This window comes from Acidiferrobacteraceae bacterium (genome assembly GCA_037388825.1).
Classification (GTDB): Bacteria; Pseudomonadota; Gammaproteobacteria; order Acidiferrobacterales; family JAJDNE01; genus JARRJV01.
The window spans coordinates 3,662-17,755 of sequence record JARRJV010000025.1; the positions used below are offsets into that span (position 1 = coordinate 3,662).

Below are 14,094 nucleotides of genomic sequence, written 5' to 3' on the forward strand. Positions count from 1 at the left end.
GTTGTATTTCTATAACGGAAATGGGGTCCACGCCGGCGAAGGGCTCGTCCAGCAGGATAAACTCCGGCTCCGTGGCCAACGCCCGGGCAATCTCGGCCCGCCGCCGCTCACCCCCGGAAAGGCTGATTCCCAGCGTATTTCGCCGCTCCTCGATGGCCAGGTCATGCAGCAGGGTCTCCAGCTTCTGCTGTCGTTGCTCGGCGTCCAGGTCAGACCGGGTTTCCAGGATGGCCAGGATGTTCTGTTCCACAGTCAGTTTGCGAAAGATCGAGGCCTCCTGGGGCAGATAACCCAGCCCCAGGTGCGCGCGCCGGTGCATGGGCAGGCGGGTGATGTCCTGTCCGCCCAGGGTCAGGGATCCCCCGTCAGGGCGAATCAGTCCGACAATCATGTAAAAGCAGGTAGTCTTCCCCGCTCCGTTCGGGCCGAGCAGGCCCACTACCTCACCGCTGGTGATCTCCAGGGAGACATCGTTGACGACCTGGCGTCCGCGATACTCCTTGTACAGGCCGGATACCGCGAGGGTATTCTTGTTTTGCTTTTTCGTGGTCACGGCTTGGTTTCCGGCTGGCGCCACAGGGTGGCGGATATCGGGTGACCAGGCCGACCCCACGCCTCCAGAATTCCCTTGTCCAGATCATAGATCGCCTTGTCTGCGGCAATCCGGTCGCGCCCCCGTTGCACGTCCACCTGGCCGTTCAGGGTGATCTGCCGGGGATGGGCATCGTAGCGTATGTTTTCTCCGCGCAGAATGATCTCCCGCGGTTCCTCTTCCACAAGCTGGCGTGCCCGCGCGGGCCTTCCCTGCGCGGTAACGGTTTCCAGCTCACGGCCATGCCTTATTGCTGTAGCAACGTCGGCGGAAATGTGCAGGCTTCCCTGGCGCAGGGAGACGCCGCCGCGATACTCGCTCTTCCCGGTGGCCTCGTTGTAGACAATGGAGTCTGCGCGCAGGTACACGGGCTGGTTCTGATCGGATTCCAGCGCTCGCGCCGTTGCCGGCGGGAACAGGATCGCGCCGACGATCAACAGGGCCGACAGGCGTACACAGGTGGCTGCTTTCACTGCTTCTCCGCTGCGGGTTTGGGCCGGGGTTTGAGCAGGACCTTGGTATGGTTGGCCGATACATCGCTGACCACCCGTCCCTTGCGCCGTTCCACGATTCGCACATTGTCGAACATTTCGATTTCCCTTCCACTGTCCGGGAAGCTGGCACGGTCGGCCCGTGTTGTTACGGTAACATCCCCCGGGTGGTACTGAACCAGGTCCGGCTTGTCCAGCAGGGACAGCTTGCGTACGGGAAAGTGCGTGAGCCGCTGCGCCGTCAGGCGGTACTCCGGTCGGCCTGTCTTGTCCATCTGCGTTGCGTGCATGTTTTCCATGGTGTAGTCCGGTACATCGGCCGAAGCGGGGCCTGGTGCGGCTCGTGGCAGATGAATCAGTCCCGATAGCCACCAAAGCAGGGCGGCGAACAGAATGACAGCCGCGGTGAGAGTTAGATGTTTTCGGTCCACGTGGACACCGGGCCAGGTCTCTACAGATATTTCTTCATTTCGTCGGCGTAGGACCCCTGCGCGTACATGAGCATTTCGCAGAATTCCCTCGCTCCGCCCCGACCGCCGGGACTGGGCGTCACCCAGTGGGAATATTCGCGGATCAACGGATGTGCATCGTGCACGGCGACGGAGAGGCCGACACGCCGCATGATCGGCAGATCCACGATATCATCGCCAACGAAGGCAGCCTGTTCGGGCGACAATCCGAGTTTTCCGATTAGCGCCTCGAATACCGGAAGCTTTTCTGCGGCGCCCTGGAACAGGTGCTTGATCTCAATGTCGCGGCACCGGTGCTCCACCACGCGCGAAGTCCGACCGGTAATGATCGCGGTCTCCACGCCGTTGCGCACCAGCATTTTCATGCCGTGACCGTCCCGGGAGTTGAACGCCTTGTACTCCTCGCCGTTATCCCCGAGGAAAAGGCTGCCGTCCGTCAGCACACCGTCCACATCGAAAATCGCAAGCCGGATGCCCCGCGCCCGCTCGATGACATCGCGGTCGATTTCGAATGTGGGTGCGAGATGGGCGGGTACCGGAGTTGGTTCGGTCATGGCTCTATACCAGTCCCGCACGAAGCAGGTCGTGCATATTGAGGGCGCCGATGATCTTCCGGTCCGGATCGATGACACAAATGCTGTTGATCTTCTTCTCCTGCATCAGGTTCACGATTTCCGCCGCGAGGACGTCATCACCGGTAGTGATGGGGTCGTGGGTCATCACATCGCTCATTCGTGCGTTGTAGACGTCGACGCCCTGGGCAAGAATGCGCCGAAGGTCGCCATCGGTGAACATCCCGACCAGGCGATCGTCGCCGGCAACCACGCCGGTCATGCCCAGGCCCTTGCTGCTCATTTCCACCAGTGCCTCGCGCAGCGGTGCGTCGTCCCGCACCACCGGAACACGGTCGCCCGTGTGCATGATATCGCGAACATACAGAAGAAGGCGTCGCCCCAGCCGGCCGCCGGGATGAGAGCGGGCGAAGTCATCAGCGGTAAACCCGCGCGATTCCAGAAGTGCCACCGCGAGGGCATCGCCCATAACCAGGGTCGCGGTCGTGCTGGACGTGGGCGCCAGGTTCAGCGGACATGCCTCCTTTTCCACACCGATGTCCAGGACGACGTCGGATTCATGCGCCAGCGGCGAGTTGCGGTTGCCGGTCATGGCGATGAGCCGAATATCCATGCGCTTGATCAATGGGAGGATAGTCAGGATCTCTTCCGTGTTTCCCGAATTGGAAATCGCGAGCACCACGTCCTGTTCCGTAATCATGCCGAGATCCCCGTGGCTCGCCTCTCCCGGGTGTACGAAAAAGGCCGGCGTTCCTGTACTCGCCAGCGTTGCTGCAATCTTGCCACCGATGTGCCCGGACTTGCCCATGCCAACGACCACGACACGACCCTGACCGGCCAGTATGATCTGGCAGGCGCGGACGAACTCGTCACCGATTCGATCCGCGAGCGCACCTATGGCCCGGGTCTCCAGCTGGACGACGTTCTTGGCGGGATTGAGAAAGACGGAGGATTCGGCCATGTGGCGTAATCGCTTGGCAGCCGGCTTGGCTGTATGTTTCAGGAATTGCGGGCCAGTATAATCCAATGTCGCCGGATTCGCCTATGAGGCGGCGAAATCCCGGAATAATCTGAGAGCCGGACGAGGAACGATGGAAGTGGATGAAACATTGATGGTGGGCACCCACGGGTGGGATCACGATGAATGGGCGGGGTCTTACTACCCGGAAGAACTGCCGGACGACTGGCGCTTCGGCTACTACAGCAACGAGTATCGCGCCGTACTGATGAGCGCCAATCACTGGTACCTGGAACAGCCGATCGAAGACTGGATCGAGGATGCGGACAAGGCGTTCCGCATGGTCCTGGAACTGCCGTCCGATTTGTCCCGCCCGTTGCCGAAATGGCGGGAAAAGTGGGAGCAGTTCCGGCGCGACAGTGAACTGCTGGACCCCTTTCGTCGCGGCTACGTGCTCACGACCGACCCGGCTGCCGAAACGGACGCGGAATGGTTGCGGCAGGTCCTGCGGACTCTAGGTGAATTGGCACCGGTTTCCGTCGATCTGGCCGGACCGTGGCGGACCGGGGCCCTGTCAGAGTGCGTATACTCAAATGGTGGCACCGTGCTTTGGTATTGCGATGAATCGGACATGGATGAACCTCCAGGCGATGGGTTGTGGGTCGCGATTGCCGGGGGTGCCGATGCCCGGCGCCAGCGGGAGGTCATCGAGAAGCTGGGTGCGTGGATGGAACAAAATGGGGGTGCCGCCGGACTCTTCTTTGAGGGGAGCAAGGCGCCGGAGGCCGCAGCAGGGGCCCGCATTATTGCCGAGATGCTCGGGATCTGAAAAGGAAATGCGAGTATTACAGCAATGTTGTGCGCGAAACTGCTGCAATGGCAAGTGCACTCGTCTAGAATCGGCCGGACGCTATCGCGGCCACGAGATCCGGTGACATGCAGGTATGAACGAAGCACGAAATGATGACAACGAAGCGATGGTAGTGGTTGACGGCGTCAGCTTCAGTTACGGCGACCGGCCCATTGTGAACAATCTCTCCCTCACCGTGCCGCGGGGCAAGGTAGTTGCCATCATGGGCGGCAGTGGCTGCGGAAAGACCACGCTGTTGAACATGATTGGCGGTCGACTCAAGCCAAGTTCCGGTCGCCTTATCGTGGACAACGAACCGGTTCCGGAGCTGAGCAAGGCGCGCCTGTTCGAGTTGCGCAAACGCATGGGCATGTTGTTCCAGACCGGTGCCTTGCTGACGGACCTGACGCTTTTCGAAAATGTCGCCTTTCCCATCCGCGAGCATACCCGGCTGCCGGAGACCATCCTGCGCAAGGTCGTACTGATGAAGCTGGAACGCGTTGGCTTGCGTGGCGCCTGGCAGCTCATGCCATCGGAACTCTCGGGCGGAATGGCGCGCCGTGCGGCACTGGCGCGCGCGATTGCCCTGGAGCCGATGATGATCATGTACGACGAACCGTTCACGGGGCTGGATCCGATCTCCAAGGGTGTGATCGCCAAGCTGATCCGAGAACTGAATCAGACGCTGGGAATCACGTCCATTGTCGTTTCCCATGATGTGCCCGAGACCTGCGAGATCTCCGACTACGCGTATCTGGTCGGAGAGGGACGAATTATCGGCGAGGGATTGCCGGAGGAAGTGCAGAAATCGACTTCACCTCATGTACGCCAGTTCATGGAGGGATTGCCCGACGGGCCGGTTCCCTATCAATACCCGGCACCGGAGTACTTCGGCGACCTTATGCAGGACGGAAGGCGTTGAACGGCGAATCGAAATCAATGCGGGGCCTTGGAAGGGTAGTCAATCTGATCGCGTCGCTTGGGTCGGCCGCGATCAATGACATCACTCGACTGGGCCGCGCCAGTCTGTTTCTGTACGAGATCCTGTCGGGACTCGGAAGCCTGGTGCCGCGCTTCTACCTTGTCATACAACAGGTGTTCAACGTCGGTGTACTGACGCTACTGATTATCCTCGTTGCCGGCCTGTTTGTGGGCATGGTGCTGGCGCTGCAGGGCTACAATACCCTGGTGACCTTCGGCGCCGAGGAGAGCCTGGGCCTGGTGGTCGCCATGGGCCTGGTACGAGAACTCGGGCCCGTGGTTACCGCCCTGCTATTTGCCGGCCGTGCCGGCTCGGCCCTGACCGCGGAGATCGGTCTGATGAAGGCAACCGAACAGCTGGCGGGCATGGAAATGATGGCCGTCGACCCGGTCAAACGTGTGATTGCACCCCGGTTTGTCGCGGGCCTGATCGCCATGCCCCTGCTGGCGGCGATGTTCAGCGCCGTCGGCGTGCTCGGCGGCCACCTGGTGGGTGTCGGCCTGGTGGGGGTGGATGCGGGATCTTTCTGGTCGCAGATGCAGAACGGGGTCGATTTCTACGATGATATCCTCAATGGCATCATCAAGAGTGTCGTCTTCGGATTCGTGGTCAGCTGGATCGCGGTGTTTGAGGGGTATGATGCGGTTCCGACCTCCGAAGGCGTGGCCCGGGCCACGAATCACACGGTTGTCTATTCATCGCTGGCGGTGCTGGCGCTCGATTTCATCCTGACTTCCTTGATGCTGGGAGAGCTGTAGATGGTACAGAAACGTACGGTGGAGCTATGGGTCGGCATTTTTGTTGCCGGCGGTTTGCTGGCGGTGGCGATGCTGGCCTTTCGCGTGGGCAATCTGGGCAGCGCGGACGTGTCCAACCCCTACGTGGTCACGGCGAAATTCCAGAATATCGGCGGTCTCAAGGTCAAGGCCGCCGTCACCATGGCCGGCGTGCGCATCGGTCGTGTAACGAATATCGGATTCGACCCCCGGAACTACGAGGCGATTGTATCCATGTCCATCGATGGCAAGTACAAAAACATCCCGGACGATGCCAGCGCTTCCATTCTGACCTCCGGCCTTCTGGGCGAACAATATATAGGTATCGTCCCCGGGGGCAGTGATCAGTACCTGAAGAACGGAAGCCAGATTACGCTTACGCAGTCGGCCCTGGTGCTGGAGAACCTTATTGGCCAAGTGATGGTCAAACTGACTGAAGGTTCCGGAACCGAGAAGAAATAGCCCTGTTGCGAGGAATGGTCATGAAAAATCTGTTATGGATGCTCCCTTGCCTGGCCCTGCTTGCTTCGCCCGCGATGGCGGCCGACACACAGCCCGCGCAGAAGCAGCCGGACGAGTTGGTCAAGGCGGTCAGCGGCGAGATTCTGCCCCTGCTCAAGAAAAAACACGGCTACTACGCGGCCGACAACAATCGCCTGTATGCCATGGTCAACGAGCGCATCCTGCCGTATTTCGATTTCCGCAAGATGTCGCAGTATGTGTTGGGTCTGGCCTGGCGCCGGGCGAGCGAGGCCCAGAAGCAGCGTTTTGCGGACGAGTTCCGCAAGCTCCTGGTTCGCACTTACGCCACGGCCCTGCTGCGCTACAACGACCAGCAGGTCATCTATCTCCCCTATACCGGCAAGCCGACCGACCACATCGTTCTGGTGAAGACTGAGCTCAAGCAGACCAGTGGCGAGGCCAATGTTCCGATCTACTTTACGTTCTACAACGGTCCGCAAGGCTGGAAGGTGTTCGATCTTACGATTGACGGGGTTAGTCTGGTGACCAACTATCGCAAGGTCTACGGCACGCGGATCCAGAAAGAGGGCCTGGATGCGGTCATCAACAGTCTGGCCGAACAGAACCGCAAGGCCGAGGCCGTTGCCGCCCAGGGAAGCAAGTGACGAACAAACCCGGCTCATCCGCGGCGACCGCGAGTGTCTCCCTGCAGGGTGACACGGTCCAGGTCACCGGTCCGCTCAATTTCGCCACCGTCCCGTCGGTGCTTCCGCAGTCTGCCCAGTGGCTGGGTCGGGGCCTGTCGAACCTGACCGTCGATCTGACGGGCGTGCCCTGGGCCGACAGCGCGGGACTTGCCCTGTTGCTGGAATGGCTGGTCCAGGCCCGTGGCAAGGGGCTCTCGATTCACTATGCCGGCATCGACCGCCAGGTTGCGGAGATCATCCGCATCAACGGCCTGCAGGATCTCATCGGCAACAACTCTCCGTCATGACGGAAGCGGCCATCGATATCCGTGGCGTCGAAAAGCGCTACGGAGACCTGCGTGCCCTGAAGGGTGTCACTTTCACGGTTGAACGCGGCGAGTTTTTTGGCCTGCTCGGCCCGAACGGGGCCGGCAAGTCCACACTGATCAACATCATCGCCGGTCTGAGTCGCGCCACTGTCGGGTCCGTCAGTGTTCTTGGAAAGGATGTGGTTTCGCAGTACCGCGAGTCCCGTCGACATCTCGGCATCGTTCCCCAGGAGCTTGTATTCGATCCGTTCTTTACCGTGCGTGAGGTCCTGCGGATCCAGGCCGGCTACTTCGGTCTGGGATCCATTGCCCATGACTGGATCGAACGCCTCATGGATGCCCTGCAACTGGCGGACAAGGCCGAAAGCAATATGCGTGCGCTGTCCGGGGGCATGAAGCGCAGGGTGCTGATAGCCCAGGCCCTGGTGCACAAGCCCGAGGTAGTAGTGCTCGACGAACCGACCGCCGGCGTGGACGTGGAACTGCGCCAGTCCCTGTGGGTGTTCGTGCGCCAGTTGCACGGCGAAGGACACACCATTGTGCTGACCACGCACTACCTCGAAGAAGCGGAATCCCTGTGCGACCGCATCGCGATACTCAATCACGGCGAGGTGGTGGCGTTGGACACCAAGTCCCGATTGCTGGCCCAGGGCATCGGTCGCCGCATGCGCGTGTGCATTTCCTTTGATGGTCCGGCCGGCGAGCTCCCGCCGGCGATCGCCGACAAGGTCAGGCGCCTGGACGAGCAGTCTCTGGAACTGGAACTCGATCGCGAGCAGGACTCGGTCGTTGACGCCATTGATGCCTTGCGAAGTTCCGGGGTCCGGGTGACCGATGTGCAGACCGAGGCCGCGGATCTGGAGGATGTGTTCGTGGAACTGGTACAGAGGCCCGAAGCATGAATCCCCGCGGTTTCTACACGCTGTTCTACAAGGAGACACTGCGGTTCTCCAAGGTGTGGCTGCAGACCCTGGGGGCCCCGGTCATCACTGCGTTGCTGTATCTCCTGGTGTTCGCCCATGTGCTTGAAGGCAGGATGGAGGTGTTCGAAGGTGTCGGCTACGGATCCTTTTTGATCCCCGGGCTCATGATGATGTCCCTGATCCAGAATTCCTTCGCCAACAGTTCGTCCAGCATCATTCAGTCGAAGGTAACCGGGAATCTGGTCTTTGTCCTGCTGGCCCCGCTTTCCTATCTGGAGTTCTATCTGGCCTTCGTTCTGGCGGCGGCGGCGCGAGGCGTGATGGTGGGGTTGGGGGTGTTCGTGGTTGGAAAACTGTTCGTGCCCCTGCCGGTGCAGCATCCCCTGATTGTCATCGCCTTCGCTATTCTCAGCGGGGCCGTTCTCGGTACCCTGGGGATCATCGCCGGAATGTGGGCGGAAAAATTCGACCAGCTGGCGGGGTTCCAGAATTTCGTGATCATGCCCCTCTCATTCCTCAGCGGGGTGTTCTATTCCATCCATTCCCTGCCCACGCTTTGGCTGCATCTGTCGCGGTTTAACCCGTTTTTCTACATGATCGACGGGTTTCGTTACGGGTTCTTCGGGGTCTCGGACATCGCCCCCTGGATCAGTCTCGCGGTGGTATTCGGGGCATTGGTGGCCCTGGCCGTGGTGACGCTGGAGATGTTGCGCCGCGGCTACCGCCTGCGGGACTGAGTCCGTACGCCCAGTGTGTTTTCTTTTGATTCCCAAGACCCTATGCTGCCGCCCTTGAATTCCCCGGGCCCAGCCCGATATAAAGGGACGATATGACGATGCAGGCAGACACCATCCGGCAGCTGATTGAGCAGGGCCTGGCCGGCGCCCGGGTGATGGTCCAGGGAGACGACGGAGCCCATTTCGAGGCGATCGTCGTTTCCGATGTCTTCGAGGGAAAATCCATGGTGGAACAGCATCAAATGGTCTACCAGGCCCTGGGTGACAAGATGCGGGCGGAGATTCACGCGCTTTCCATGCGCACCTTCACCCCGGCCGAATACGAGGCCGCCGGCGGCCAGTAGGCCAACACACCGAACCAGTCTATTTGAGGGGCACGAGTATGAGCACACAGGAACGTATTGCCGAGCAGATCCAGAACAACAAGGTCATGCTCTATATGAAGGGTACGCCGCAGTTTCCCCAGTGCGGTTTTTCCGGCCGCGCGGTCCAGATCCTGCAGGCCTGCGGTGTCGAGTTTGGGTCTTTTGATGTCCTTTCGGACGACGAAATGCGCTCGGGCATCAAGGAGTATTCGAGCTGGCCGACCATTCCGCAGCTGTACGTGGACGGCAAGTTCATCGGCGGGGCCGATATCATGACCGAGATGTACCAGCGCGGCGAACTCCAGAAGCTGGTGGAGCAGCTCAAGTAGCGCGACCGTCTACCGGCTCACATCGACAGGCTGCCCGGAGGGCAGCCTTGTTTTTTTGGGGCGCAGGGCATACCGTACGGGCTGTCCGTCCCCGGGCGGCGCGATTCCCGGGGTCTTCCCCGTCTACCCTGAACCACAACGAACAAGTCCATGGACAAGCTGATCGTAACCGGCGGCACTCCCTTGCAGGGCGATGTTCGCATTTCGGGCGCCAAGAACGCCGCACTCCCGGTGCTGGTGGCCTCCCTGCTGGCAAAGGGATCCTTGCGCATCAATAACGTCCCGCACCTGCAGGACATCACCACCACCATGGGCCTGCTGGGCATCATGGGGGTGCGCCTGGTGGTGGATGAAAAGATGTCCATCGAGGCCGATGCCACGGAGATCACCTCGATTCGCGCGCCCTACGATCTGGTCAAGACCATGCGTGCCTCCATCCTGGTGCTGGGCCCGTTGTTGGCGCGTTTCGGTGAAGCCGAGGTATCCATGCCGGGTGGCTGCGCCATTGGGTCGCGACCGGTCAATCTGCACATCAAGGGCCTGCAGGCCATGGGCGCGGATATTTCCATCGAGGATGGCTACATCAAGGCGCGGGCGCAACGCCTCAAGGGCGCGCGTATCTTCATGGACATGGTGTCCGTGACCGGTACCGAGAACATCATGATGGCGGCAACTCTGGCCGATGGGACCACCGTCATCGAGAACGCCGCCCGTGAGCCGGAGGTTACCGATCTCGCCGAGTGCCTCAACCGCATGGGCGCGCGCATTAGCGGCGCCGGTAGCGACATGATCACGATTGAGGGCGTAGAGGAATTGCACGGCGCCGAGCACACCGTGATTCCGGACCGGATCGAAACCGGGACCTATCTGGTCGCGGCCGCCATCACCGGCGGTGATGTGCGGGTGCGCAATACCCAGCCACGGCTGGTGGAGGCGGTGCTGGACAAGTTGCACGAAGCCGGCGTGGGTCTGGAGATGGGAGACGACTGGATCCGGGTGCAGATGAACGGCCGCCGGCCCAAGGCCGTGGGCGTACGCACGGCGCCGTACCCGGCCTTCCCCACGGACATGCAGGCGCAGTTCGTCGTCCTGAACTCCATCGCCGAAGGCACGGGGATGGTCACCGAGACCGTGTTTGAAAACCGTTTCATGCACGTGCAGGAACTGCAGCGCATGGGTGCCGACATCGAATTGAACGGCAATACTGCCGTGGTGACCGGCGTACCACAGCTGCACGCGGCACCGGTGATGGCGACCGACCTTCGCGCTTCGGCCAGCCTGGCCCTGGCGGGACTGGTGGCGGAGGGCGACACCGTCGTTGATCGCATCTATCACATTGACCGCGGCTACGAATGTATCGAGGAAAAACTGGCGGGGCTGGGCGCGAAGATCCGGCGCGCACCGTCGGAGACCCTGAAAAAGATACAGGATCGCCAGACGGCGTAGTTCCCATGACCGAGTCCCTGACCATCGCCTTGTCCAAAGGCCGCATCCTGGACGAGACCCTTCCCTTGTTGCAGGCCGCCGGCGTTACGCCCGCGGAAGATCCGGCCACCAGTCGCAAGCTGATTCTGCAGACGAATCTGCCGTCGATTCGTCTGGTGATCATTCGCGCTGCAGATGTGCCGACCTACGTGGAATTCGGTGCCGCCGATCTGGGTGTAGCGGGCAAGGATGTCTTGATGGAAACCGACGGCGCCGGCCTTTATGAACTGCTCGACCTCGGCATTGCCCGGTGCCGGCTGGCGGTGGCCGAGCCCGAGGGCCTGGCCCGCAGCGATGATCCGCGCACCTGGACGCGCCTGCGCATCGCCACGAAATACGTGAACATCACCCGCCGGCACTTCGCCGCCAAGGGAATCCAGACCGACATCATCAAACTGTACGGGTCCATGGAACTCGCCCCCCTGGCCGGTTTGTCGGACCGGATCGTCGACCTGGTCAGCACCGGATCGACGCTGAAGGCCAACGGCCTGGTGGAGGTGGAACACATCGCCGATATCAGTTCACGTCTCGTATCCAACAAGGCCGCCATGAAAATGAAGTCTGCCGCGGTCAAGGACCTGGTCTCGCGCCTGCGTGCCGCTGTGGAGGCAAAGGCGTGAGCGCGAAGTTGGCCATACGCGAGCTCGATGCCGGCGCCCCGGACTTTGCCGACCGGCTTGAGTCCCTGCTCGACCGTGGCCAGGGCGGTGACAACCCGGTGGAGAAAGATGTCCGCGCCATCGTCGAGGATGTTCGCGCCCGTGGGGATGTCGCCCTGCTGGAGTACACCGAGCGCTTTGATCGGCTCCGCGTGGCGAAGGCGGCGGAACTGGAGATCCCCCGTGCAAGAATGACTGATGCCCTGGGCTCGCTGAAGCCCGAGGTGCGCCAGGCGCTGACCGAGGCCGCCGAACGTGTGCGCCGTTATCATGAGCGGCAGAAGGGCGAGTCCTGGCAGTATGCGGAGGAGGATGGCACCGTGCTCGGCCAGCAGGTGACCCCCCTGGATCGGGTTGGACTGTACGTGCCCGGTGGCAAGGCGGCCTATCCGTCCTCGGTACTCATGAACGCCATTCCGGCCAAGGTCGCCGGGGTCGGTGAGCTGATCATGGTGGTTCCCGCGCCCAATGGTGCACTCAACGACATGGTGCTGGCCGCCGCCGAACTGGCGGGGGTCGATCGCGTATTTTCCATCGGTGGCGCCCAGGCCGTCGCGGCCCTGGCCTACGGTACTGACACCGTGCCGCGCGTCGACAAGATCGTCGGACCCGGAAACATCTACGTCGCTACCGCCAAGCGCATGGTCTTCGGCGCCGTGGACATCGACATGATCGCCGGGCCATCGGAGATCGTGGTGGTGTGTGACGGCAAGACCGATCCGGCGTGGGTGGCCATGGATCTTTTCTCCCAGGCCGAGCACGACGAGCAGGCCCAGGCCATCCTGATCAGCCTGGATCCGGAATTCGCCGCTGCCGTGCGCGCCGCCATGGAGGAGCTGATCGAAGACATGCCGCGGCGTGACATCATCCGCGCCTCCCTGGAGTCCCGTGGCGCCCTGATTACCGTCGCCGATCTGGACCGTGCCGTAGAGCTGGTCAACACCATGGCGCCGGAACATCTTGAGTTGTCCATCGAGGATGCCGAGGTGGTGGCGCATCGCATCCGTCATGCCGGTGCGATCTTTATCGGGCGCTACACGGCGGAGGCTCTGGGCGACTACTGTGCCGGTCCCAATCATGTCCTGCCCACGGCCGGTACCGCGCGATTCAGTTCACCCCTGGGCGTGTATGATTTCCAGAAGCGCTCCAGTCTGATCATGTGTTCCGCAAAGGGCGCCGATGCATTGGGGCGCACCGCCTCGGTGCTGGCGCGGGGAGAGGGCTTGACCGCCCACGCGCGTTCGGCGGAGTTCCGCATCAAGTCGCAGGCCTGAGAGATCCCATGAGTATCGATGATCGCGTACGCCGCCGGGTGCGTGACGAGATCCGCGAACTGCATGCCTATGGTGTGGCCGACGCGAGCGGTCTGGTCAAGCTCGACGCCATGGAAAACCCCTACACCTGGCCTGAGGAAATCCGCGAGGCCTGGCTGGCGCGCCTGCGTACCGTCGACGTGAACCGCTATCCCGATCCGGAAGCGTCCGCGTTGCAAGGTCGATTGCGCGAGGCGATGGAGGTTCCGGACGGGCAGGCCGTGCTGCTCGGCAACGGCTCGGATGAAATCATCCAGATGATCCTGCTGGCGCTTGGCCGTCCCGGTGCCGTGGTCCTTGCGCCAAGCCCGACCTTCGTCATGTACGCGATTACAGCGCAGTTCACGGGCATGGAATTCGTTGGCGTTCCCCTGCGGGCGGAGGACTTCGGTCTTGACCGCGAGGCCATGCTTGCCGCGATCCGGGCCCGCGATCCGGCGGCGGTATTTCTCGCCTACCCAAACAACCCCACGGGCAATCTGTTCGACACTGGCGATATCGAGGCCATTCTTTCCGAGACCTCGGGACTGGTGGTGATGGACGAGGCCTACCACGCATTTGCCGGAGCCAGCTTCATGGATCGCCTTGGCGAGTTCGAGAACCTGGTGGTTATGCGCACCGTGTCCAAGCTGGGACTGGCGGGATTGCGCCTGGGTGTGCTGGCCGGGCCCGGGCAGTGGCTGGCGGAATTCAACAAGGTACGCCTGCCCTACAATATCAATGTCCTCACTCAGGTGACCGCGGAGTTTGCCCTGGAGCGGCGTGACTGGCTGGAGCAGCAGACCTTGCTCATTCGTGAGGAACGGGCCCGGGTGGCCCAGGCCCTGGCGGACATGTCCGGCATACGAGTCTGGCCGAGCGACGCCAACTTCATCCTGTTCCGTACCAGTGAACGGGAAGCGGGTGAGGTCCATGCAAGGCTGCGGGACGCCGGGGTCCTGATCAAGAAGCTCGACGGTAGCGATCCGCAGCTGGCCGGTTGTCTGCGTGTCACTATCGGTACGCCGGAAGAGAACGACGCATTCCTGTCCGCAGTGGCCGGGTTGCTCTGAGGATGCGGATCCGTCCCGGGTTCTGGTAGTATCGCAGTCACTTTCCACCAGGCTGAAACCATT

The 14,094-nt window shown here is 61.7% G+C and carries 19 protein-coding genes; 14 read left to right on the forward strand and 5 right to left on the reverse strand.

From position 1 onward, the window contains the following. From lptB to P8X48_06340, 5 genes are all read right to left on the reverse strand, one after another. Nucleotides 1-508, reverse strand: a 508-nt coding sequence (lptB, locus tag P8X48_06320) for an LPS export ABC transporter ATP-binding protein (protein MEJ2106931.1), incomplete at its 3' end; no start/stop codon positions are given. 41 nt (nucleotides 509-549) lie between these two features. Continuing rightward, nucleotides 550-1,065, reverse strand: a complete 516-nt coding sequence (gene lptA, locus P8X48_06325; GenBank protein MEJ2106932.1) for a lipopolysaccharide transport periplasmic protein LptA — start codon at nucleotides 1,063-1,065, stop codon at nucleotides 550-552. Then, complete coding sequence (lptC, locus tag P8X48_06330) at nucleotides 1,062-1,514, reverse strand: LPS export ABC transporter periplasmic protein LptC (protein MEJ2106933.1); 453 nt, start codon at nucleotides 1,512-1,514, stop codon at nucleotides 1,062-1,064. The genes lptA and lptC overlap by 4 nt, the downstream gene beginning before the upstream one ends. Before the next feature lie 20 nt (nucleotides 1,515-1,534). Further along, a complete protein-coding gene (gene kdsC / locus P8X48_06335; GenBank protein MEJ2106934.1) occupies nucleotides 1,535-2,107 on the reverse strand; it encodes a 3-deoxy-manno-octulosonate-8-phosphatase KdsC in 573 nt (190 codons plus the stop codon). A gap of 4 nt (nucleotides 2,108-2,111) precedes the next feature. Continuing rightward, nucleotides 2,112-3,086, reverse strand: coding sequence for a KpsF/GutQ family sugar-phosphate isomerase (locus tag P8X48_06340; GenBank protein MEJ2106935.1), 975 nt, complete (start codon nucleotides 3,084-3,086; stop codon nucleotides 2,112-2,114). A 136-nt stretch (nucleotides 3,087-3,222) separates the two neighbouring features. On the opposite strand from P8X48_06340, the gene P8X48_06345 reads away from it, so the two are divergent. The 14 genes from P8X48_06345 to hisC all read left to right on the forward strand — a co-directional run bounded on the left by P8X48_06345 (nucleotide 3,223) and on the right by hisC (nucleotide 14,031). Then, nucleotides 3,223-3,912: a hypothetical protein gene (locus tag P8X48_06345; protein ID MEJ2106936.1), complete on the forward strand. Its 690-nt coding sequence runs from the start codon at nucleotides 3,223-3,225 to the stop codon at nucleotides 3,910-3,912. 115 nt (nucleotides 3,913-4,027) lie between these two features. After that, nucleotides 4,028-4,855, forward strand: a complete 828-nt coding sequence (locus P8X48_06350; protein MEJ2106937.1) for an ATP-binding cassette domain-containing protein — start codon at nucleotides 4,028-4,030, stop codon at nucleotides 4,853-4,855. Between the two features lie 17 nt (nucleotides 4,856-4,872). Then, nucleotides 4,873-5,673 (forward strand): lipid asymmetry maintenance ABC transporter permease subunit MlaE, encoded by an 801-nt coding sequence (gene mlaE / locus P8X48_06355; GenBank protein ID MEJ2106938.1) that lies wholly within the window; start codon nucleotides 4,873-4,875, stop codon nucleotides 5,671-5,673. After that, nucleotides 5,674-6,153 (forward strand): outer membrane lipid asymmetry maintenance protein MlaD, encoded by a 480-nt coding sequence (gene mlaD / locus P8X48_06360; GenBank protein MEJ2106939.1) that lies wholly within the window; start codon nucleotides 5,674-5,676, stop codon nucleotides 6,151-6,153. 20 nt (nucleotides 6,154-6,173) lie between these two features. Next, nucleotides 6,174-6,818, forward strand: a complete 645-nt coding sequence (locus tag P8X48_06365) for an ABC transporter substrate-binding protein (protein MEJ2106940.1) — start codon at nucleotides 6,174-6,176, stop codon at nucleotides 6,816-6,818. Further along, a complete protein-coding gene (locus P8X48_06370; protein ID MEJ2106941.1) occupies nucleotides 6,815-7,147 on the forward strand; it encodes an STAS domain-containing protein in 333 nt (110 codons plus the stop codon). Before P8X48_06365 ends, P8X48_06370 begins: the two co-directional genes overlap by 4 nt. Then, entirely contained in the window at nucleotides 7,144-8,070 is a 927-nt protein-coding gene (locus tag P8X48_06375; protein ID MEJ2106942.1) for an ABC transporter ATP-binding protein, read from the forward strand. The genes P8X48_06370 and P8X48_06375 overlap by 4 nt, the downstream gene beginning before the upstream one ends. Then, the gene (locus P8X48_06380) at nucleotides 8,067-8,828 is read left to right on the forward strand and encodes an ABC transporter permease (GenBank protein ID MEJ2106943.1); all 762 of its coding nucleotides are present in this window, start codon (nucleotides 8,067-8,069) and stop codon (nucleotides 8,826-8,828) included. The genes P8X48_06375 and P8X48_06380 overlap by 4 nt, the downstream gene beginning before the upstream one ends. Before the next feature lie 98 nt (nucleotides 8,829-8,926). Then, nucleotides 8,927-9,172, forward strand: a complete 246-nt coding sequence (locus P8X48_06385) for a BolA/IbaG family iron-sulfur metabolism protein (protein ID MEJ2106944.1) — start codon at nucleotides 8,927-8,929, stop codon at nucleotides 9,170-9,172. Nucleotides 9,173-9,210: 38 nt separating this feature from the next. Next, nucleotides 9,211-9,522: a Grx4 family monothiol glutaredoxin gene (gene grxD / locus P8X48_06390; GenBank protein ID MEJ2106945.1), complete on the forward strand. Its 312-nt coding sequence runs from the start codon at nucleotides 9,211-9,213 to the stop codon at nucleotides 9,520-9,522. Between the two features lie 150 nt (nucleotides 9,523-9,672). Further along, nucleotides 9,673-10,968 carry a UDP-N-acetylglucosamine 1-carboxyvinyltransferase gene (murA, locus tag P8X48_06395; protein ID MEJ2106946.1) on the forward strand — a complete coding sequence of 432 codons (1,296 nt, stop codon included), beginning with the start codon at nucleotides 9,673-9,675 and terminating at the stop codon, nucleotides 10,966-10,968. Between the two features lie 5 nt (nucleotides 10,969-10,973). Further along, on the forward strand, nucleotides 10,974-11,627 hold the full coding sequence (gene hisG / locus P8X48_06400) for an ATP phosphoribosyltransferase (protein ID MEJ2106947.1): 654 nt from the start codon (nucleotides 10,974-10,976) through the stop codon (nucleotides 11,625-11,627). After that, nucleotides 11,624-12,940, forward strand: a complete 1,317-nt coding sequence (gene hisD, locus P8X48_06405; GenBank protein MEJ2106948.1) for a histidinol dehydrogenase — start codon at nucleotides 11,624-11,626, stop codon at nucleotides 12,938-12,940. The genes hisG and hisD overlap by 4 nt, the downstream gene beginning before the upstream one ends. A gap of 8 nt (nucleotides 12,941-12,948) precedes the next feature. Further along, the gene (gene hisC / locus P8X48_06410) at nucleotides 12,949-14,031 is read left to right on the forward strand and encodes a histidinol-phosphate transaminase (protein ID MEJ2106949.1); all 1,083 of its coding nucleotides are present in this window, start codon (nucleotides 12,949-12,951) and stop codon (nucleotides 14,029-14,031) included. The last annotated feature ends 63 nt before the right edge of the window (nucleotides 14,032-14,094 follow it).